The following is a 20,797-nucleotide window of genomic DNA, read 5'->3' on the forward strand; positions in this document are numbered from 1 at the left end:
CACGGAGCGGCGGGCACTTGTATAATCATTGCTTGCGTAACGTGAGCGATTACTCGATACGGAAGGAACAATCGTATGAAGGCCCTCTATAACGATGGAACGCTGGCCGAGCTGCCCGAGGACGAAGTAACGCACGTTGTTCGTCACTCTGCTGCCCATGTCATGGCCCAGGCTATCAAGCGCCTCTATCCCGAGGCCGATTTTGCCTATGGTCCTGCTACCGACAACGGCTTCTACTACGATATCGATTTGCCCGATGGCCAGAAGATCTCCGAGAACGATTTCCCCGCCATCGAGGACGAGATGAAAAAGATCGTGAAGGAGAACCTCAAGTTTAGCGTGTACGAGCTGCCCCGCGCCGAGGCTATCGCCCTTATGGAGGAGCGCGGCGAGAAGTATAAGGTCGAGCACATCGGCGACCTCGATGAGGACGCTCGCATCACCTTCTACCAGCAGGGCGAGTACATCGACATGTGCGTCGGTCCCCACGTCTGCTATACCAAGGCGCTCAAGGCCTTCAAGCTCACCGGCGTTTCCGGTGCCTATTGGAAAAACAACAAGGACAACAAGATGCTCACGCGCGTGAACGGCGTTGCCTTTGCCACCAAGGAGGAGCTTGACGAGCACATGCGCCTGCTCGAGGAGGCCAAGAAGCGCGACCATCGTAAGATCGGCGCCGAGATGGACCTCTTCATGATGCGCGACGAGGCACCGGGCTTCCCGTTCTTCCTGCCCAACGGCATGGTCCTTAAGAATACCCTGCTCGATTACTGGCGCGAGATCCATCACGATGCCGGCTACGTCGAGATTTCCACGCCGCTTATCATGAACAAGCAGCTTTGGAAGACCTCCGGTCACTGGGATCACTACAAGGACAACATGTACTCCACCCTCATCGATGACGAGGAGTACTGCATCAAGCCCATGAACTGCCCGGGTGGCGTGCTTGTGTACGCTGCTAAGCCGCACTCTTATCGCGAGCTGCCCATTCGTGCGGGCGAGATTGGCCTTGTCCATCGTCATGAGCTGCGCGGTGCTTTGCATGGCCTGTTCCGCGTTCGCTGCTTCAACCAGGACGATGCGCACCTGTTCGTGCGTCCCGACCAGCTCACCGACGAGATCGTGGGCGTCGTGAATCTGATTGACTCCGTGTACCAGAAGTTTGGCTTTAAGTATCACCTGGAGCTCTCCACGCGCCCCGATGACTCCATGGGCTCGGATGAGGACTGGGAGCGTGCCGAGCAGGGCCTGCGCGATGCCCTCGAGCAGCTTGGCAAGGACTACGAGGTCAACGAGGGCGACGGCGCCTTCTACGGCCCCAAGATCGACTTCCATCTGGAGGATTCGCTCGGTCGTACCTGGCAGTGCGGTACCGTGCAGCTGGACTTCCAGATGCCTATCAACTTCAACCTCGAGTACACCGATGCCGATGGTTCCAAGAAGCGCCCCATCATGCTGCATCGCGTGTGCTTTGGCTCCATCGAGCGCTTTATTGGCATTTTGATCGAGCACTATGCGGGCAAGTTCCCCACGTGGCTTGCTCCGGTGCAGGTGGATGTCCTTCCTGTCTCCGAGAAGAGCCGCGCCTACGCCAACGAGGTCGCAGCTAAGCTCGATGCCGCCGGTATTCGCGTGAAGGTCGATAACCGCGACGAGAAGATCGGCTACAAGATCCGTGAGGCTCGCGGTATCGATCGCGTTCCTTATATGCTCATCCTGGGCGAGAAAGAGGCCGAGGCCGGCAACATTTCCGTCCGCGATCGCTCCAACGAGACGGTTCCCTCCACGGTCGACGAGTTTATCGCCAAGGTTACCGAGGAGATTCGCACGCGCGCATAGTGCTTTTGTGCGATTCTGCCTTGGCGGACGAATGATGTAATTGATGCGCCCGGCGGATTGATTCCGCCGGGCGTTTTGTGTATAGGTCGATAGGGGAGTTTTTTGACTGCGCTGGAACATTATGCAAATCGGCTGCATGCCCGCGCCGCGCGGGTGTGCGAGGCGGCAAGCTCCTTGGAGGCGCTGCGGAAGGTTGGCATCTTGAGGGAGGGCGCCGTTGCTGGTGTCTTTGCAAACGGAGAAGTTCCTGAGATATGCAAGCCTGCGTTTTCTTTGGGGGGCGAACCGCCGCTCTTTTTCCTTGAAGATGCCGTGCATGGCGAGCATCTTCGGGTGCCCGATGTGCGTTCGTTGGCTGCTGCCGCGCATGAGGCGCATGCCTCTTTGGTGCTCGATATCTCCAGTCCTACTTCATTTGGTTGTGATCCGCTCGATGCCGGCGCATCGGTTTGCGTTGAGCGTTTGCGCGCCGGGGTCTATGCGGTTTGTGTAGCACGCTCGGGAAAGCGAGGCCGTGTTCTCGATTCGTATGCCGAACAGGCATTCCGTTCGCTCGTGCCAGAAGGAGATAACTCTGCCGCCTGTCGGGATGCTCTTGAGCGCGCGTACAGCTCTTCGTATCAACAAAGTCTTCAGAAGCGGTTTGACTTCGCTCGTGCCTTTGCCGAGTACGCCGCGGCGAATCCGCTAATCGATTCCTGCTGGTATCCGGGGCTAGCTTCGCATCCCGACCATGCTTCCGCAGCAAGCCTGCTTCGTCATGGTTTTGGCTTTCTTGTCTCCATTGGACTTTCTGGCGAAAGCAGTTCACTTCGAGTTTTTCAGCTTCTTGGCGGCACCGAGGCGGAACAGTTACTTCTTTTGGGTGGCACGACAGTGACTCTTTTGAAAGGGGAGAGCGGCTCATATCTTCTTTTCAACATGGGTGAAGGTAACGTGTTCGAGCTTATCGATCAGGTTGATAACGCTCTTCGCAAGGTTTGAGTTAGGTAATCAGGCAGCGTCACCGTGCGGTGTATACTTTTGCGCTCATCGTTTGCTTCTGGGGAGGGGCGGCAATGCTCTTTGATAGCGCCGATATTGTTGAGAGCGTCTTTTTAGGTGTGGCGCTTGCCATGGATGCCATGGCGGTCACGCTGGCCAACTTGCTGGCAGAACCTCATATGCCGAAGGTAAAAAAGATTGCCATGCCGCTTGCATTCGCCGTCTTCCAGATGGCCATGCCCGTGTTTGGCTACTTTGGCGGTATGCTTATGGCTTCGTATATCGATGCCTATGCCGGTATCGTTTCGTTTGTTATCCTCGGCATCGTGGGCGGCAAGATGATTCGAGAAGCGTTGCAGGAGATGCACAGCCCAGGTGAAGCCGCATCCTCGCACCTTACCTGGTGTGGGCTCTTTGTCGAATCCATCGCCACCTCCATCGATGCCTTGATCGTTGGCGTTTCGTTTGCCGCAACGGGTAAGAGCATTGTCCTGTACAGCTCGATGATCGGTGCCACGACCTTTGGATGCTGCCTTGCGGTGCTTGTGCTGGGCAAAAAGCTTGGAGAGCGTTTTGGCGTCCATGCTCAGGCGGCGGGCGGCGCGGTGCTGGTTTGCATCGGTCTTAAAGCGCTGCTCATCTAATTTCTGCAAAGGGATAGTGGCTGCCTGGATGCGCCATTTAGCCTGCGTACCAAGTTTCATCTCCGGTGTCGAAGACTCCGTGGACTTTAGGCAAAAAGCTGTTTTGTTAAGGCATTGCGCGTTAAGATAACAGCGCTATATATAGGGCGCGACGGTAGGGCTGGGTCCACGGGGCTTGCAGCTAGTCGTCGGCGATGTTAGAAGGAGAAACATGGCAACGTTCTTTCCCGGTGAGTCCCACACTTTTTCTGAGTATCTGCTCGTACCTGGCTATTCCTCATCGGAATGCATCCCCAACAACGTTTCTCTCAAGACGCCGCTGACGCGTTTCAAGCGCGGCGAGAAGCCCGCAATTACCCTTAACATCCCCATGGTTTCGGCCATCATGCAGTCCGTTTCCGGCGTGGACATGGGCGTTGCCCTGGCCACCGAGGGCGGCATGTCCTTTATCTATGGTTCTCAGACCCCCGAGTCCGAGGCTGCCATGGTCAAGGCCGTTAAGGATCACAAGGCCGGCTTCGTCGAGTCCGATTCCACGCTCACTCCCAAGATGACCATGTCCGAGGTCATGGCTCTCAAAGATAAGACGGGTCACTCCACCATGCCCGTCACCGACGACGGCACCCCTCGCGGTAAGCTTCTGGGTATCGTGACCAGCCGCGATTACCGTCCTTCCCGTGACGATCACTCCGCTTTGGTCGAGACCTTCATGACCCCGCGCGAGAAGCTCATCGTGGGCGACAAGAACATCACCCTTAAGAAGGCAAACGACGTTATCTGGGAGAACAAGCTCAACGCTCTTCCCGTCGTCGATGATTACGATCACCTGATCGGCATCGTGTTCCGCAAGGACTATGACAGCCACAAGACCAACCCCAACGAGCTGCTTGATGCCAACAAGCGCTACATGGTTGGCGCCGGCATCAATACCCGCGATTATGCCGAGCGCGTGCCCCTGCTGGTCGAGGCCGGTGCCGATGTCTTGTGCATCGACTCTTCCGAGGGCTTCTCTGAGTGGCAGAAGCGCACCATCGAGTGGGTCCGCGCCAACTACGGCGAGGATGTCAAGGTGGGCGCCGGTAACGTTGTCGACGCCGAGGGCTTCCGCTTCCTGGCCGACTGCGGTGCCGACTTCATCAAGGTCGGTATCGGTGGCGGTTCCATCTGCATTACCCGCGAGACCAAGGGCATCGGTCGTGGCCAGGCCACCGCTCTGATTGATGTTTGCCGTGCTCGCGACGAGTACTTCGAGGAGACCGGCGTCTACGTGCCCGTGTGCTCCGACGGCGGCATCGTTTACGACTACCACATGACGCTTGCGCTCGCAATGGGTGCCGACTTCATGATGCTCGGCCGTTACTTCGCTCGCTTTGACGAGAGCCCGACCGACCGCGTGAACGTCAACGGCCAGTACATGAAGGAGTACTGGGGCGAGGGCTCTGCGCGCGCCCGCAACTGGCAGCGCTATGACCTGGGCGGCGCCGCAAAGCTCAGCTTTGTCGAGGGTGTCGACTCTTATGTGCCCTACGCTGGCTCTCTTAAGGACGGCGTCAACGGTACGCTCTACAAGGTCAAGTCCACGATGTGCAACTGCGGTGCGCTTTCCATCCCCGAGCTGCAGGAGAAAGCCCGCCTGACCTTGGTGTCCTCCACCTCTATCGTCGAGGGCGGCGCCCACGACGTCGTGGTTAAGGACACCCAGCAGACGGTGAGCTACCGCTAAGCGCACCTTCAATTGGTGCATCTGCGGTACCGAGAAGCCCGTCTGTTTTGAATGGGTTTCAAGCAAAGGCTGAATTTTCGCCACGTTATTGAGATAAAGCGAGATGCCTGCAAGTCGCAGGCATCTCGCTTGTTGTATTTGCTATCATCAACCAAGTTAACCCTAGGGTCGGTCGGCTAGGCTTTGCTCGCTGCAAGTTCCGCACGAGCCGAAGGTCACTTAATGTGGCCTTCGTGCGAGCAGGACTGTCCGCAGCGGTGAGTAAAGCCTGGCCGACCGACCCCAATCAAGTTAAAAGGAGCCGATATGTGCGACTGCACAGATCATAAGGAAGAGATTCCTGCCTACGATGCGAAAACCATTGAGGAAAAATGGGTGAAGGCCTGGGACGACGAGAACCTTTTTGCCGTCGATACCGATCCGGCTAAGCCCAAGAAGTACGTGCTCGAGATGTTCCCGTACCCCTCTGGCGACCTTCACATGGGCCATGCGCGCAACTACACCATTGGCGACGCCATGGCGCGCCAGGCTCGCATGCGTGGCTTTGATGTGCTGCATCCCATTGGTTTTGACGCCTTTGGCCTGCCCGCCGAGAACGCCGCTATCAAGCACAATACCCAGGCTGCGGCTTGGACCTATAAGAATATGGATCAGGCACTCGCCACGATGAAGCGCATGGGCTTTTCCTATGACATGGATCGCTTGGTCAAGACCTGCAGCCCCGATTACTATCGCTGGGGCCAGTGGATTTTCGAGAAGCTGTGGGAACGCGGACTGGTCTATCGCAAGAAGAACCCGGTCAATTGGTGCCCCAAGTGCGAGACGGTGCTTGCTAACGAACAGGTGACCGAGGGCCGTTGCTGGCGTTGCGACTCCGAGGTGGAAAAGCGCGACCTCGAGCAGTGGTACATCAAGATCACCGCGTACGCACAGGAGCTCCTCGACGACCTGGAGAAGCTTCCCGGCTGGCCCGAGCGCGTCAAGCAGATGCAGGCCAACTGGATCGGCCGCTCCGAGGGCGCTGAAGTGGACTTCACCCTTTGCGATGCCGCGGGCAACCCCATCGAGGGCGACGAGGGCAAGATCACCGTCTTCACCACGCGTGCCGATACTCTGTTTGGCAATACGTTCTTCCTGCTTGCGCCCGAGTACAAGGGCCTGATGGAGATGGTCGAGGGTACCGAGTACGAGGACGCTGTGCGCGAGGTCGTAGAGGGTGCCAAGCACATCTCCGCCGTCGAGCGCGCTCAGGGTACCTTGGAAAAGCATGGTGCCTTTACGGGCCGCTATGTTGTGAACCCTGTTTCCGGTGCCAAGGTACCGGTCTGGGTTGCCGACTACATCATTTCCGACTACGGCACCGGTGCCGTTATGGCCGTTCCCTGCGGCGACCAGCGCGACTTTGAGTTTGCCAAGAAGTACGATCTTCCCATCGTGCCCATCATCCTCTCCGATGATGATCCCCTGTATGATCAGCTCAAGGACGAGAAGTCCACGGTTGTCACCTCGGTTGACTGGGATGAGGCCCTCACCTGCGAGGGCACGCTTGTCCAGTCCGGTAAGTACACCGGCATGGTAGGCGGCAAGCACTCTGAGGGCGAAGCGGCTATCGTCGCCGACCTCGAGGCTGCCGGCACCGGTAAGCGCTCCGTGCAGTATCGCCTGCGCGACTGGCTCATCTCGCGTCAACGCTACTGGGGCAATCCCATTCCTGCCATTCACTGCGAGCATTGCGGTATCGTTCCTGTTCCCGAGGACCAGCTGCCGGTGACGCTGCCCGAGAATCTCGACCTCGGTGCCGGCGAGACGCTTGCCGAGTGCCGTGATTTCTACGAGACCACCTGCCCGGTGTGCGGTGCCCCCGCTCGTCGTGAGACGGATACCATGGATACCTTTACGTGTTCTAGCTGGTACTATCTGCGCTACACCGACCCGCACAACACCGAGCTCCCGTTTAGCAAGGATGCCGCGAACCATTGGATGCCGGTCGATAACTATATTGGCGGTATCGAGCACGCTATCCTGCACCTGCTCTACAGCCGCTTCTTCACCAAGGCGCTGCGCGATATGGGTCTGCTCGACGTGGATGAGCCTTTCACCAACCTGCTGTGCCAGGGCATGGTCAAGGACGAGAACGGCGACACCATGTCCAAGTCAAAGGGCAACGTCGTACCTCCTTCGAGCGTGATCGAGCCCTATGGTGCCGATACCATGCGCTTGGCGATTCTCTTCATCGCTCCGCCCGAGAAAGACTTCGACTGGGATCCCAAGGCCGTGGCGGGCGCCAATCGCTTTATCAAGCGCGCCTGGAACATCGTGTGGCGGCTTGCAAACGATGGCGACGCGAACGCTGTGCTCGACACGTCCGTGTTCTCCGATGCCGACATGAAGCTCTATCGCGAGCGTCATCGCACGATTGCCCGCTGCACCCAGGACTTCGACCGTCAGCAGTTCAACACGGCAATTTCTGCCGTGATGGAGCTCGTCAATGCCGCCAGCACCTATCTCAATGCCGTGGTTGTTGGCGAGCGCAACGCTGCTCTGTGCAGGCTTGTTGCCACCGACATCGTGTCGGTTTTGGCTCCTGTATGCCCCTTCTGGGGAGACGAGCTGTGGCACGAGGCCCTGCACAACGAGGGCAGCGTCTACACCGCTCCTTGGCCGGAGTTCGATTTGAGCGAGGCCGTTGAGGACGAGGTGGAGATTGCAGTCCAGGTGCTCGGCAAGATGCGCGCGCACGCAAAGGTTCCGACCGGTGCCACGCCCGAGCAGATGCGGGCGGCCGCCGAAAGCGTTGCCTCCAAGTGGCTTGAGGGCAAGACGGTCGTCAAGGCCATTTGCGTTCCCGGAAAGCTTGTGAACCTGGTGGTTAAATAGCGATTTGTGCAAATAATGTGATGCAAATCGGTGCCGCCAACGTTGGTATCACTTGATTTCTTTGCATCTAGCTGCAGGTTTGCTATACTTGCGTAGCAATTGAAGTTAAGCCGTGAGAAGTGGGGTTTCGACCCCGCTTCTTTTTTGTATGAGGAGGTGTTGCATGGTCAAGACCAAGGTAGAGCAGAGCATCATCGATGCGCTCGAGGCAGTAGCCGCCGACCACGGTGTCGATATCGTCGACGTCGAGGTCGTAGGTGCCACCAAGGCGCCGTGTGTCCGCGTGAGGATCGATAATCTCGATGGCGAGTCCATTTCGCTCGATGAGGTGACCGCGCAGAGCAGCTGGGTAAGTGATGTTGTCGAGGGTTTGGATCCCATTTCGAGCAGCTATACGCTTGAGGTCTCTTCCCCGGGCATGGCTCGTCCCCTGCGTCGTCCTTCGGACTTCCAGAAGTTCATTGGTGAGCGCTGCGAGCTTTCGACCATTGCAACCGAGGGCCAGCGTCGATATAAGGGCATCATCGCTGCGGCCGACGAGGCTTCTGTCACCCTTGAGACCGAGGATGGGGAGCAGACGAGCATCTCCTTTGACGACGTGAAGAAATGTACCTTGAAGCCGACCTTCGACTTCAAGAAAGAGAAGGGCGGTAAATAGATATGGCAGCATCCGAGATGATGGAAGCCCTCATGGCCCTGTGCCAGGAGAGGCATATCGATCAGCTTTACCTCATCGATCGTCTGGAGCAGTCGCTCGCTAAGAGTTACGCTGAGATTCTTCACCTGGATTGGGGCGCGAAGGTCACCATCGACCGTTCCACCGGCAAGATCTATGTGTACAAGCTGATCCCCGACGACGACTCCATGGACGAAGAGGGCAATTACACCCGTTTCGAGGAGATTGACGTCACGCCGAAGGACACCTCTCGCATCGCAGCCCAGCACGCCAAGGCGGAGATCAACGCCATTGTGCGCAATTCTGCTCGTGAGCAGATCTACGAGGAGTTCTCTGGCCGTATTGGCGATATCATCACCGGTACCGTGCTGCAGTCCACGCCCGACTTCACGATTGTCAAGATTCGCGAGGGCGTCGAGGCCGAGCTTCCGCACTTCGACCTTCACCGTTACGAGGATGAGCGCAATGAGCGCCCCATGGGTGAGCGCTACCTGCACAACCAGCGTCTGAAGGCCGTCATCATCGACGTGCGCGATCCCAACTCCACCGTGCCGCCCGTGCGCGGCGAACACAGCCGTCCGCCCATCGTCATCTCCCGTACGCACCCGGCCCTCATCAAGCGTCTCTTCGAGCAGGAGGTGCCCGAGATCTACGAGGGCACCGTTGAGGTCAAGTCCATCGCCCGCGAGCCGGGCCAGCGATCCAAGGTCGCCGTCCACTCGCTGGACGATCGTCTGGATCCCGTGGGCGCCTGCGTTGGCCCCAAGGGCAGCCGCGTGCGCGCTGTCGTGGGTGAGCTTCGCGGTGAGCGCGTGGACGTCATTTTGTGGAATGCCGATCCCGCCGTCTACGTTGCCAACGCATTGTCCCCGGCCAAGGTCACCCGCGTGCTGATTGACGAGGAGAAGAACTACGCCGGCGTCATCGTTCCCGACGACCAGCTTTCTCTCGCTATTGGCAAAGAGGGCCAAAACGCACGTCTCGCTGCCCGCCTGACTGGCTGGCACATTGACATCAAGAACGAGACGCTCGCAGCCGATATCTTGAAGAACGTTCCCGTTATCGAGGAGCAGCCGGCAGACGACCTGTTGTCCGACGATGAGCCCGAGCGCTGTGCGTATGTTAACGAGGACGGCATCCGCTGCCGTAACCAGGCTCGTCCCGGTTCGCGTTTCTGCGGCGTGCACGATCCCGTGAACATGGGTGAGGGCGAGTCCGATTACATCTCGGAAGCCGAGGATCTGATCTAGCGGGAAGGCGCGTTCGCGCCCAGCCGCTTGTCTGAAAGGAACCCGCAAGATCATGGGCGCCCTGCGCGCCCGAAAGGTAGGTGTTTATGGCAAAGGTTCGTGTTTCAACCCTCGCCAAAGAATTTGGAATGACCTCCAAAGAGATGCTGGGGCATCTCGCGGAGATGAAGATTCCCGCCAAGGGCGCATCGTCTGCCCTTGAGGACGCATATGTATCCATGGTGCGCAAGAAGCTCGCTCCGATTCTTGAGGCCCGTGCTGCCGAGATCGAGGCCGAGAAGCGCGCCGAGGAGGAGGCTGCTGCCGAGGAGGCCAAGCGTGCCGCCGAGGAGGCCGAGCGCGAGCGCATTGCCGCCGAGGCCCGCCGCGAGGAAGAGCGCAAGATTTCTGAGGCTGCGCGCGCTGCCGAGGAGGCTGCCCGCGCCGCTGCCGCCGAGGCCGAACGCATTGCCCGCGAGAAGGCCGAGGCCGAGCGCCGCGAGGCAGAGCTCGAGGCGAAGCGTCGCGCCGTTCCCGCAAGTGATTCCGGTTCTCGTTTCCGTTCCCTTCTGGACCAGATCGCCGCTCAGGAAGAGGTCTTGAAGGAGAAGAAGCAGGAGAGCGCCAAGAAGGAGGAGGCCCGCGAGGATCGTCGTGGCAACCGCGACAACAACCGTCGTGGCGGTCGCCGTGCTCCCCAGAAGTCCGAGGATGCTCCCGCTCGCAGCTCCCGTCGTTCAAGCACTCCCTCCATGCCTGCCGGTATGGACTTCCCCAACCCCGATAAGCAGGGCAAGGGCAAGAAGCAGCACAAGGGTCACGCAGCTGGCGAGGAGGACCGCTACTCCCGCATGGCTCGCGAGGCCGAGGAATACAGCCGCGAGAAGGTTCTCGAGGAGGCACGTGCCGCCGTCGAGGAGGCTTCGCGTGAGTCTACCGGTCGCCGTAAGAAGCGCAAGGAAAAGCGTGAGCGCGAGGCAGCTCGCGTCCAGGAGGAGAAGAAGATCGAGGAGGCTTTGGCTCAGGGTATCAATCCCGAGGAGCTTGACGCCGTCCGCGTCTCCCAGGGCGTAACCGTAGCCGAGCTCGCCGAGGCCCTCGAGGTCCCCGCCAATGACATCATCAAGCGCCTGTTCCTGTTGGGCACTCCGCTTACCATGACGCAGACCATGAGCGACGACCTTGTCGAGCTCGTGGCTGACGACCTGGGCCGTCAGGTCAAGATCATCACTCCGGAGGAGGAGAACACCTTCTCGTTCTATGATGACCCGGCAGACCTTAAGAGCCGTGCCCCCGTGGTTACCGTCATGGGTCACGTCGACCACGGCAAGACGTCGCTGCTCGACGCCATTCGTAACACCGGTGTCGCCGCTGGCGAGGCCGGTGGCATCACGCAGGCCATCGGTGCTTCCCAGGTCTTTATCAACGGTCGCAAGATCACCTTCATCGATACCCCGGGCCACGCCACCTTTACGGCAATGCGTGCCCGTGGTGCCAAGGTTACCGACATCGTCATCTTGATTGTTGCTGCCGACGACGGCGTTATGCCTCAGACCATCGAGTCCATCAACCATGCGAAGGCCGCTGGCGTACCCATTGTCGTTGCCGTCAACAAGATTGATAAGCCCGGTGCGAACCCCGATAAGGTTCGCCAGGAGCTCACCGAGTACGGCATCATCCCCGAGGAGTGGGGCGGACAGAACATGTTCGTCAACATCTCGGCCAAGAAGAAGATCGGTATCGACGAGCTTCTCGAAACCGTCATTCTCCAGGCCGACGTCCTCGAGCTTAAGGCCAACCCCGACACCTTCGCTTCGGGCAATGTGCTGGAGGCCAAACTCGACAAGGGCCGCGGCTCTGTTGCCACCGTGCTCGTGACCCGCGGTACCCTGCACGTGGGCGACACGCTCGTGGCCGGTCTTACCTATGGCCGCGTGCGCGCCATGCTCGACCCCAAGGGTCGTCCCGTCACCGAGGCAGGTCCCTCCGACGCTGTCGAGATCCTTGGTCTTCAGTCCGTCCCGAACGCGGGCGACGAATTCCGTGTGTTCGAGGATGAGCGCGAGGCCCGCGCGCTTGCCGAGCAGCGTTCGCTTAAGGCGCGTATCGAGGAGCAGAGCCACGTTAAGCACGTTACGCTCGAAAACCTCTTCGACACCATGGCCGATGCCGAGGTCAAGGAACTCAACCTCATCATCAAGGCCGACGTCCAGGGTTCCATCGAGGCCCTCAAGGACTCGCTGGACAAGATGGACCAGTCCGAGGTTCGCATCAACACGATTCACGCCGCCGTCGGTGCCATCAACGAGACCGACGTCGTCCTCGCCGATGCCTCCAACGCCATTATCATTGGCTTTGGCGTGCGTCCCGATGGCAAGGCCCGTTCTGCCGCCGAGCATCAGGGCGTCGAGATTCGCTGCTACGATGTTATCTACAAGGCGCTTGAGGACCTCGACGCCGCTCGTATCGGCATGCTCAAGCCGACCGAGGTTGAGGTTTCTACCGGCCTTGCCACCGTTGTCGACACCTTTAAGGTGCCCAAGGTTGGCATTGCCGCCGGTGTCCGCGTCGAAGAGGGCGAGATCGCCGCGACCGACTCCGTGCGCCTCGTACGCGACGGTATCGTTGTCTTCAACGGTCAGATCGCTTCGATGCGCCACTACAAGGACGAGGCCAAGAGCCTTCGCAGCGGTACTGAGGGCGGTATCGGCCTCGAGAACTTCCAGGACATCAAGCCCGGCGACCAGATCGAGGGTTACCGCATCGATCAGGTTGCCCGTACCGAGTAGGAAACAGAGGGTATCGTGAAGCAAAACGCCGCCACTCGCCGTACTGGCGAGCAACTGCGCGAAAAGCTCGGCACCATCTTGCTGTTCGAGATCTCCGATCCGCGTCTTGACCTTGTTACCCTTACGGGTTGCGAGGTCAGCCTGGACCGCTCCTTCGCGCGCGTTTACGTGTCATGTGAAGCCGATCGCTACGATGAGGTGCTCGAGGCGCTGGATAGCGCTAAGGGCAAGATTCGTAAGCTGTTGTCTCGCGCACTCGATTGGCGTGTGGTTCCCCAGCTCGATTTCAAGATTGACCGTTCCACCGATCAGGCCGAGGCTATCGCCGAGGCGCTCAAGGTCGTGCCCGAGACTATGTCGATCGAGAAAGATGAGGAAGGCTACCCCATCGTGGATTTCGTTTCGCTGGAGGGCGATACCGACCATGAGTAGCATCTCCTGCTCCTGCGGCGAAGAGGGCTTGGACGCTCCCGAGCCCTCCTTCGTGTGGGACAGCGTTGTCGAAAAAATCGAAGATGCCGAGACGATCGTCATCTGCGGTCATGTCAATCCCGACGGCGACGCCATCGGTTCAACGCTGGCGCTTGGTCAATCCTTGCGCCGGCGCTATCCGCAGAAGGCTATTTCATGTCTTCTGCCCACCGAGGCGCCCGTTCCGCGCGTTTATCGCTTCTTGCCGGGAGCGACCGACATGACCCCGGCGTCTTCCTATCCGCTCAATCCCGACCTGTTCATCTCGGTGGATGTTCCGACGATCGAGCGTTTGGGCGATGCGGCTGCGATTGCGATGCGCTCGGAGTATGTGGTCACGATCGACCATCATCCCGCCCGCTCGGAATTCGCTGACGTTGTAGTGCGTCGTCCCGAGGCTGCTGCCTGCGCTGTTATCATCGATGATTTCTTGATCTTTGCCGGCTATCCGGTTGATCCCGATGTGGCAAACTGCCTGCTTACGGGCCTTGTTACCGACACTGGGCGCTTTCAGTACCAAAATGCCAATTGCGAGGCGTTTACCTGCGCTTCGCGACTGGTCCATGCTGGTGCCGACCCCGCTCTTGTAGCCCTTCGCGTCTATCAGAGCCAGCGCCTGGAGTACCTGCATCTGGAAAGCGTCGTCATGGGCCGCATCGAGGCTGCAGCGGAGGGGCGCATCACCTATAGCTATGCGCTTGCTTCCGATCTTGCCAAGCATGGCGTTTCTCCCGATGAGTGTGATGGCTTGGTTGACGTCGTGAGGTCCATCGACGGGTCTATTGTCTGCTTGTTCCTGCGTGAAGTGGGGGAGGGCGAGATTCGCGGCAACTTGCGTTCAAAATGCTCGCTCGATGTCTCGCAAATCGCCGCTCGGCACGATGGCGGTGGCCACGCGGCTGCTGCCGGATTTACTTTCTATGGCACGGTGGAGGAGGCGTTGGACGCCCTTCTTCCCGAGCTGATCGAACTCGTTCACACGCTCGATGCGTAAAGGTGATGCATGGTTAAGCGCATTCCTTCTGATATCAATCTTTTATTTGCCGTCGACAAGCCCCTCGGGTGCACGTCTCACGATGTCGTTTCGCGCGTGAGGCGGGCCTTGGGGGTTCGTCGTGTGGGCCATGCGGGCACGCTTGACCCGTTGGCCACCGGTGTCATGGTGCTTGGTGTTGGGCAGGCGACGCGTCTGCTTGGCATGCTTACGCTCGATCGCAAAAGCTATATTGCTTCTGTTTCCTTTGGAAGCGAAACCAATACCGATGACTCCGAGGGCGAGGTCACGCGCACGGCACCTGTTGACGCTAAACTCAAGGACGAGGCGTATGCCCGTGGCGTCTTGGATTCGTTTGTGGGGCCTCAGATGCAGGTTCCCCCGGCATTCTCGGCGATTTCCGTCAACGGCGTTCGCGCCTACAAGCGTGCGCGTGCAGGAGAGAACGTGGATCTTCCCGCCCGTCCTGTCGAGATTTTCGAGCTTCAGCTCCTCTCGGTTCTGGTTGACGGGGAGCAGGTGGTTTGGAATATCGCCTGTACAGTGAGTAAGGGCACCTATATTCGCTCGCTTGCACGCGATATCGGGCGTGCCGCTCAAAGTGCGGCTCATATCGTCTCGCTGCGACGTAGCGCCTCGGGCTCCATTTCCCTGGCTCATGCAATTGAGCTTGAAAATGTGAGTGTAGATGCTCTTCGTGCGCATGCCATCGATCCTGTCTCCTCGCTGGGCTTGGGTAGAGTCGATTTGCCGTCCGAAGCGCTCGCTCGCATTCTTAACGGTCAGACCATCGACGCTGGCTCTTTTAGTGAATGTCTACCCGAGGGGTCTCCTTGTGCCCTTGTGGTCGAAGGGCAGATGCGCGCAATTGCCTGCTTAGAGCAGCGACGTTATGTTATGCGCGACGTATTTCCGCAGGGTATCGAAGGTGTGTCATGAGTCATCCCGATGCATTTTCGTTAAGGCGCGACTTCATGCTCGGTAAAGCTTCGGCACCTATCTATGCCCTCGAGGACGCCGCCGCTCTTTCACGCTGCGCATGCGCGGTCGCTATCGGTGCGTTTGACGGCGTGCATCGTGGGCATCGGCATCTTATTGATCAGATGGTTGCCGATGCACATGAGCGCGGAGTCGCTGCTATCGCGGTAACCTTCGATCCCGATCCCGATACCGTAGTGTCTGCTGCCCCTGCGCCCAAGCTGACGCTCGTCGCCGACCGACTTCGTCTGCTCGCCTCGTCGGGTGTCGATGCCGTCTGTGTGGTTCCCTTTGACTCCGCCCTCGCGTCTTTGGACCACGATGCCTTTTTTACGCGCGTTCTCCTTCCGGTTCTCGATATTCGTTCAGTCCATGTGGGTTCGAACTTTCGCTTGGGACATCGTGGAGCTTCTGATGTGAATGTCATTCGTGACTGGGCGTGCAGTCGTGGAATTGAAGTATTTGGGCACGAGCTGGTGCGCGAAGACGGCGACGCTGTGAGCGCGACGCGTATTCGCTCGCTTATTGCCTCTGGCTCCATGGAGATGGCTGCGGCAGAGCTTGGTCGTACGTATGCGGTGCGCGGGCGTGTCGCTCGCGGTCGCGGCGAGGGGCACAAGATGGGCTTTCCTACGGCCAATGTTGTGATTGATCCGAGCATTCTCGCTCCTCAAGAAGGGGTCTATGCCGGCTTTGCCTGTCTTGGCGAGGAGGCATGGCCTGCGGCTATCAACGTTGGTTTGCCGCCGACGTTCAAGGGTGTCCCGGGCTCGGCAAAGCTCGAAGCCAATATTGTCGGTTTTTCGGCCGATATCTATGAACGAGACATCGCCCTCTCGTTCTCTAAACAGTTGCGCCGCTCCCGTCCGTTCGATTCGCTCGATGAGCTTATCGCGACGGTCGAGGGCAATATTCAAGATGTTCGCGATCTCTATGGTGAGGGGAGGTACGATCTTCGCGCATGATCAGTGATGAAGATAAAAATCGCGTTCGTGCAGCGACCGATTTGGTTGCGCTCGTTCAGGAGACCGTGGAGCTTCGTCCCCGCGGCCATGAGTTTTGGGGCTGTTGCCCCTTCCATGGCGAGAAAACCCCCTCGTTTCATATCATCCCAGCGACGCAGGTGTGGCACTGCTTTGGCTGCGGTGAGGGCGGAGACTGCTTTACCTACATCATGAAGCGCGAGAACCTTTCGTTTCCCGAGTCCATTCGCTATCTTGCGGAGCGCGCGGGCATCGAGCTTCAGGAAGAAGCGTCCTTTACGCGTCGCGGTACGAAGCGCGCACGTCTTGTCGAAGTGTGCGAGGCGACGTGCGACTTTTACCATACGATGCTCATGCGCGGCAAGGACGGTCGCGGACGCGAGTATTTTGCGAGCCGCGGTTTGGGCTCGGATGTGTGTCAGCGCTATCGACTCGGTTTTGCTCCGGGCCGTGGCGCACTCGTCAACCATCTGCGCTCCCAGGGTTTTTCGCCTCGCGAGATGATCGATGCGAATGTTGCCATCGACCGCCGCGGAGGCCTTGCCGATCGCTTCTACGATCGCGACATGTTTCCCATCTTTGATGAACAGGGAAAATGCATTGCCTTTGGTGGGCGCATCATGGGGGCGGGGGAGCCCAAGTATCTCAATACGTCCGAGACCCCGCTTTTTCATAAGAAGCGAAATCTTTATGGTTTTAACTGGGCAAAAGAGCATATCGTTGCCGCAAACGAGGCCATTGTGGTCGAGGGCTACACCGATGCCATCGCCTGCTGGGAAGGCGGCATTAAAAATGTCGTCGCTACATTGGGCACAGCGCTCACAGAGCATCACGTCAAGACGCTTACGCGTTTTGCCAAGAAGATTATTTACCTGTTCGACGGCGACAATGCGGGTCAGAAGGCAGCCGAGCGCGCCATCCAGTTTGTCGAGACGGGCTCTATTGATTTGCGCTGCGTAATTTTGCCCGACAATATGGACCCGAACGACTACGTTAACGCTAAAGGCGGTTCTGCTTTGCGTCAGCTGCTCGACGAGTCCGAACCGTTGCTTGACTTTGTGTTTCGCAAACTCGAACAGCGTGCCGACGCTTCTACTCCTGCGGGGCGTGCACGCGCCCTCGAGGATGCGTGTCGTTTGATCTATCCGCTGCGTGCAAGCTATATGATCGACACGTATTTTGTGCGTATTGCCGATCTTCTGGGTGTCGATGTCGATATGGTGCGCACGGCTTCCAAGCGTGTGTTCAATGACGTTGCCCGTGAGGAAGAGCGGGCTCAGCAGCGTGAAGCCGCTCGGGAACGCTATCAGCAAAACGCCTCAAGATCTATGCCGCGTGCTGGCCGAGAGCCGGTGCCCGCTGTCGATTTTGCCCCCGGCATCCCTCCTGTCGACGAAGAGCCCTATGAGCCCTATGACTATCTCCCTGCAGAGGCCCAGGGTGCGATGTCTGCTCCTTTTGCCGGGTCTTCCGTCGCCCCTGCGGCGCCAGCTGCCGCGGCCCCGATTTATACGGACCTTGAGCGTCGCTCGCTTGCGGGGGAGCGTGAGCTGCTTTGTCTTATGACGAGTCATCTGGATAGCTTTAGGCCGTATGGGGATAGAATCTGCGAGATCGACTGGGTCGATTCGCGTCATGAGGCGATCGCTTGGGCCGTTCTCGCAACACCGGAAGGTGCCGGACCCGCTGAGGTCATGGATGCGGCTCGTGCCGTTTGCGAGGATGCGGCTTCTCTTGTGAGCGCCGGTACCATTGGCGTGACCAGCGAGCACCCAACCGAGACGAACATCGTGTTTTTGCTCGATACGCTTGAGCTCAACACGTTGCGCCGCCGCATGCGAACGGCACAGGCGCGCTTGCGTTCGGATTCGGGCATGGACGCCGCGACGCGTCGAGAGCTAGCAATTCAGGCAACGCAGGATGCCGCCCGCGTTCGCGAGCTTGCCTCTGCCGTCGAGGGCGTTGCTGACCCATTTCGGACGCTTTCAGAGCAACTGAATCAACCAAGCGCCGCGTCTAATGCGTGAAGTTGTGTTGAGCAGGTTGAATTATCCCACATGGGGTATACAAGCCTGTGCTAAAGTAATGTGTCCTGTGTGCTATGAAGGGAGAATCTGTGCCAAATAAGACTGAGAGCATGGGGAACGAGATCAAATCTCAAATCGCCACGCTTCTTCTCAAGGGTGCTGAGAACGGTAGTGTTACCGAAGACGATGTCCAGGGAATGCTCAAGGATATCAGCGTCAGTGAAGAGCAGCTCAACGCCGTCTATGGCATTCTCCGTGAACAGGGTATCAACGTTGTGTCCGCAGATGACGACGTTGTGATTGGTGCCGATGACGATGACCTTAGCGCCGGTACCGATGACCTTGATGACGATCTGGATGACGAGGACAACGAGGACCATGACATCAGGGTGGCCAAGCGCGCTGATGCCGAGATGGCTGCCGCCAAGCCTAAAAAGAAATCGCGTTCGCGTACGAGCCGTTCTCGCTCTCGCACGCGTGGCGTTGACGCTTCGACCGTCATGCTCACCGGCGACCCGGTGCGCATGTATCTTAAAGAGATCGGTAAGGTTGACCTGCTCACCGCTGCCGATGAGGTCGACTTGGCTATGAAGATCGAGGCTGGTCTTGAGGCGTCGAACAAGCTTGAGGCTGCCGAGAATGGCGAGATTGAGCTCACGCGCGCCGAGATGCGCCGTCTTACACGTGTCGAGAACGTGGGCCTTGAGGCCAAGCAGGCACTCATCAGCGCAAACTTGCGCCTGGTTGTCTCTATCGCCAAGCGCTACGTTGGCCGTGGCATGCTCTTCCTCGATTTGATTCAGGAGGGCAACCTTGGCTTGATTCGCGCGGTCGAGAAGTTCGACTATGAGAAGGGCTTTAAGTTCTCCACGTATGCCACGTGGTGGATTCGCCAGGCTATCACCCGTGCCATTGCAGATCAGGCTCGTACCATTCGCATCCCGGTCCACATGGTCGAGACCATCAATAAGCTTGTCCGCGTGCAGCGTCAGCTTTTGCAGGACCTTGGTCGCGACCCGACCCCGGAAGAGATCGGCGCCGAGATGGACATGAGCGCTGACCGTGTACGCGAGATCCAAAAGATCAGCCAGGAGCCCGTTTCCCTCGAGACTCCTATCGGTGAGGAAGAGGATTCTCAGCTAGGCGACTTCATCGAGGACTCCCAGGCGGTCGTTCCGCCCGATGCGGCGAGTTTCTCGATGCTTCAGGAGCAGCTCACGCAGGTCCTCGATAGTTTGGCCGATCGTGAGCGCAAGGTTATTGAGCTTCGCTTTGGCCTTGTTGACGGTCATCCTCGTACGCTCGAGGAAGTTGGTCGCGAATTTGGCGTTACGCGTGAGCGTATTCGTCAGATCGAGTCCAAGACGTTGGCCAAGTTGCGCCATCCCAGCCGTTCGAGCAAACTCAAGGACTATATTGAGTCCTAAATTTCAAAGCCCTGTCTTATGACGGGGCTTTTTTATGATAAACAGGAGCGACATCTAGGGTGATATCGCTCCTGTTTTGAGTTTGAAAATCGGGGGATAATAAAAAAGCCCACCTCAAAAGGCGGGCTTGAAGTTTCTGGCTCCTCGAGTAGGACTCGAACCTACAACAGCGCGGTTAACAGCCGCGTGCTCTACCATTGAGCTATCGAGGAATGGTGTGTGCTGCTGAGCAACAAAATTTAGTATAGGGGAAAGTTTTGAGGATGCAAGAACTATTTTAAAATTTTTTTCGGTATCCACTTTATTCGGTGTTGTGTCGAATTCGGCTCAATCTGACGCCGCCCCCTTGAAGAGGGGGACCGTTTGCCGTTGCGTTGGTGGTTTCGTATATGTTCGCTTGACAAGCGTGCGGGGCAGTCTAGACTGAATACGACCATTAAGCGCGTACGAGATACTCGCATGGAGACAACCTCATTGAGTGTTCATCTGTCTTTCGAGATGCCGTTCGCCTTGGTGGTCGGCATCTATTTTTTTATGCGCCCTGTACGCATGAATCGGGAAGGAGATCGATGGAACAGTCTTCACCCAAAGCGATCATCATGGACGAAGTCGCCGTCTCGCGTGCTATCAAACGCATCGCGCATGAGATCGTCGAGCGCAACGAAGGATGCGAAGACCTCGCACTCGTTGGCATCGTTACCCGTGGCGACTTGCTGGCAAAGGAGCTTGCACGCCAGATTGAGGAGATCGAGGGCGTCAAGGTTCCTCTGGGACGCCTCGACATCAGCTTCTATCGCGACGATTACCTCACGCATTTCTCTCCTGAGGTTCACGCGACCGACATCCCCTTCGATGTCAACGATAAGCGCATCGTGCTTGTCGACGACATCCTCTACACCGGTCGAACCATCCGCTCGGCTCTTGACGCGCTGATGGACTTGGGTCGCCCCTCTCGTATCGAGTTGGCTGTCCTTGTTGATCGTGGCCATCGCGAGCTGCCCATCTCTCCGGATTTTGTTGGTAAGAACGTCCCCTCGTCCCATGAGGAGAACGTACGTCTGTATCTGAAGGGGCCCGACTCGCATACCGCGGTCGAGATCTTCGATGTTAAGCCGGGCGACCGCGTCGGTTCAGCTCCGCTGGGAGGGGAGTAGCG

At 58.3% G+C, this 20,797-nt stretch carries 15 protein-coding genes and 1 tRNA gene; 15 read left to right on the top strand and 1 reads right to left on the bottom strand.

What is annotated here, in order from left to right:
- Positions 1-75: 75 nt before the first annotated feature.
- The 14 genes from thrS (at position 76) to rpoD (ending at position 19,641) form a co-directional block, all read left to right on the top strand.
- On the top strand, positions 76-1,839 hold the full coding sequence (gene thrS, locus BQ9843_RS02830; RefSeq protein ID WP_075843816.1) for a threonine--tRNA ligase: 1,764 nt from the start codon (positions 76-78) through the stop codon (positions 1,837-1,839).
- Positions 1,840-1,941: 102 nt separating this feature from the next.
- Entirely contained in the window at positions 1,942-2,823 is an 882-nt protein-coding gene (locus BQ9843_RS02835; RefSeq protein ID WP_075843817.1) for a PLP-dependent aminotransferase family protein, read from the top strand.
- A gap of 74 nt (positions 2,824-2,897) precedes the next feature.
- The gene (locus tag BQ9843_RS02840) at positions 2,898-3,467 is read left to right on the top strand and encodes a manganese efflux pump MntP (RefSeq protein ID WP_075843818.1); all 570 of its coding nucleotides are present in this window, start codon (positions 2,898-2,900) and stop codon (positions 3,465-3,467) included.
- A 211-nt stretch (positions 3,468-3,678) separates the two neighbouring features.
- Positions 3,679-5,190 (top strand): IMP dehydrogenase, encoded by a 1,512-nt coding sequence (locus BQ9843_RS02845; RefSeq protein ID WP_040220381.1) that lies wholly within the window; start codon positions 3,679-3,681, stop codon positions 5,188-5,190.
- 306 nt (positions 5,191-5,496) lie between these two features.
- Positions 5,497-8,067 (top strand): leucine--tRNA ligase, encoded by a 2,571-nt coding sequence (leuS, locus tag BQ9843_RS02850; RefSeq protein WP_075843819.1) that lies wholly within the window; start codon positions 5,497-5,499, stop codon positions 8,065-8,067.
- 163 nt (positions 8,068-8,230) lie between these two features.
- Positions 8,231-8,725 (top strand): ribosome maturation factor RimP, encoded by a 495-nt coding sequence (locus BQ9843_RS02855; RefSeq protein WP_022386935.1) that lies wholly within the window; start codon positions 8,231-8,233, stop codon positions 8,723-8,725.
- A 2-nt stretch (positions 8,726-8,727) separates the two neighbouring features.
- Positions 8,728-9,993: a transcription termination factor NusA gene (gene nusA, locus BQ9843_RS02860; RefSeq protein ID WP_022386934.1), complete on the top strand. Its 1,266-nt coding sequence runs from the start codon at positions 8,728-8,730 to the stop codon at positions 9,991-9,993.
- Between the two features lie 86 nt (positions 9,994-10,079).
- On the top strand, positions 10,080-12,761 hold the full coding sequence (infB, locus tag BQ9843_RS02865; RefSeq protein WP_075843820.1) for a translation initiation factor IF-2: 2,682 nt from the start codon (positions 10,080-10,082) through the stop codon (positions 12,759-12,761).
- A 15-nt stretch (positions 12,762-12,776) separates the two neighbouring features.
- On the top strand, positions 12,777-13,193 hold the full coding sequence (gene rbfA / locus BQ9843_RS02870) for a 30S ribosome-binding factor RbfA (RefSeq protein ID WP_075843821.1): 417 nt from the start codon (positions 12,777-12,779) through the stop codon (positions 13,191-13,193).
- A complete protein-coding gene (locus BQ9843_RS02875) occupies positions 13,186-14,226 on the top strand; it encodes a DHH family phosphoesterase (protein ID WP_075843822.1) in 1,041 nt (346 codons plus the stop codon). The genes rbfA and BQ9843_RS02875 overlap by 8 nt, the downstream gene beginning before the upstream one ends.
- A gap of 9 nt (positions 14,227-14,235) precedes the next feature.
- The gene (truB, locus tag BQ9843_RS02880; RefSeq protein WP_075843823.1) at positions 14,236-15,165 is read left to right on the top strand and encodes a tRNA pseudouridine(55) synthase TruB; all 930 of its coding nucleotides are present in this window, start codon (positions 14,236-14,238) and stop codon (positions 15,163-15,165) included.
- A gap of 35 nt (positions 15,166-15,200) precedes the next feature.
- On the top strand, positions 15,201-16,169 hold the full coding sequence (gene ribF / locus BQ9843_RS02885; RefSeq protein WP_230205561.1) for a riboflavin biosynthesis protein RibF: 969 nt from the start codon (positions 15,201-15,203) through the stop codon (positions 16,167-16,169).
- Positions 16,166-18,214: a DNA primase gene (dnaG, locus tag BQ9843_RS02890; protein WP_075843824.1), complete on the top strand. Its 2,049-nt coding sequence runs from the start codon at positions 16,166-16,168 to the stop codon at positions 18,212-18,214. Before ribF ends, dnaG begins: the two co-directional genes overlap by 4 nt.
- An 89-nt stretch (positions 18,215-18,303) precedes the next feature.
- Positions 18,304-19,641 (top strand): RNA polymerase sigma factor RpoD, encoded by a 1,338-nt coding sequence (gene rpoD, locus BQ9843_RS02895; RefSeq protein WP_022387334.1) that lies wholly within the window; start codon positions 18,304-18,306, stop codon positions 19,639-19,641.
- Between the two features lie 137 nt (positions 19,642-19,778).
- Here rpoD and BQ9843_RS02900 read toward each other — a convergent pair.
- Positions 19,779-19,853: transfer RNA gene (locus BQ9843_RS02900), tRNA-Asn, on the bottom strand.
- A gap of 357 nt (positions 19,854-20,210) precedes the next feature.
- Here BQ9843_RS02900 and pyrR point away from each other — a divergent pair.
- Positions 20,211-20,795, top strand: a complete 585-nt coding sequence (gene pyrR, locus BQ9843_RS02905) for a bifunctional pyr operon transcriptional regulator/uracil phosphoribosyltransferase PyrR (protein WP_022387335.1) — start codon at positions 20,211-20,213, stop codon at positions 20,793-20,795.
- Positions 20,796-20,797: the final 2 nt, after the last annotated feature.

The organism is Collinsella bouchesdurhonensis (genome assembly GCF_900155365.1).
GTDB classification, from domain to species: Bacteria; Actinomycetota; Coriobacteriia; order Coriobacteriales; family Coriobacteriaceae; genus Collinsella; species Collinsella bouchesdurhonensis.

Coding starts and splice junctions, on each gene's coding strand:
- thrS (WP_075843816.1), top strand. CDS start 76: ATGAAGGCCCTCTATAACGATGGAACGCTGGCCGAGCTGCCCGAGGAC.
- BQ9843_RS02840 (WP_075843818.1), top strand. CDS start 2,898: ATGCTCTTTGATAGCGCCGATATTGTTGAGAGCGTCTTTTTAGGTGTG.
- BQ9843_RS02845 (WP_040220381.1), top strand. CDS start 3,679: ATGGCAACGTTCTTTCCCGGTGAGTCCCACACTTTTTCTGAGTATCTG.
- leuS (WP_075843819.1), top strand. CDS start 5,497: ATGTGCGACTGCACAGATCATAAGGAAGAGATTCCTGCCTACGATGCG.
- BQ9843_RS02855 (WP_022386935.1), top strand. CDS start 8,231: ATGGTCAAGACCAAGGTAGAGCAGAGCATCATCGATGCGCTCGAGGCA.
- nusA (WP_022386934.1), top strand. CDS start 8,728: ATGGCAGCATCCGAGATGATGGAAGCCCTCATGGCCCTGTGCCAGGAG.
- infB (WP_075843820.1), top strand. CDS start 10,080: ATGGCAAAGGTTCGTGTTTCAACCCTCGCCAAAGAATTTGGAATGACC.
- BQ9843_RS02875 (WP_075843822.1), top strand. CDS start 13,186: ATGAGTAGCATCTCCTGCTCCTGCGGCGAAGAGGGCTTGGACGCTCCC.
- truB (WP_075843823.1), top strand. CDS start 14,236: ATGGTTAAGCGCATTCCTTCTGATATCAATCTTTTATTTGCCGTCGAC.
- ribF (WP_230205561.1), top strand. CDS start 15,201: ATGCTCGGTAAAGCTTCGGCACCTATCTATGCCCTCGAGGACGCCGCC.
- dnaG (WP_075843824.1), top strand. CDS start 16,166: ATGATCAGTGATGAAGATAAAAATCGCGTTCGTGCAGCGACCGATTTG.
- pyrR (WP_022387335.1), top strand. CDS start 20,211: ATGGAACAGTCTTCACCCAAAGCGATCATCATGGACGAAGTCGCCGTC.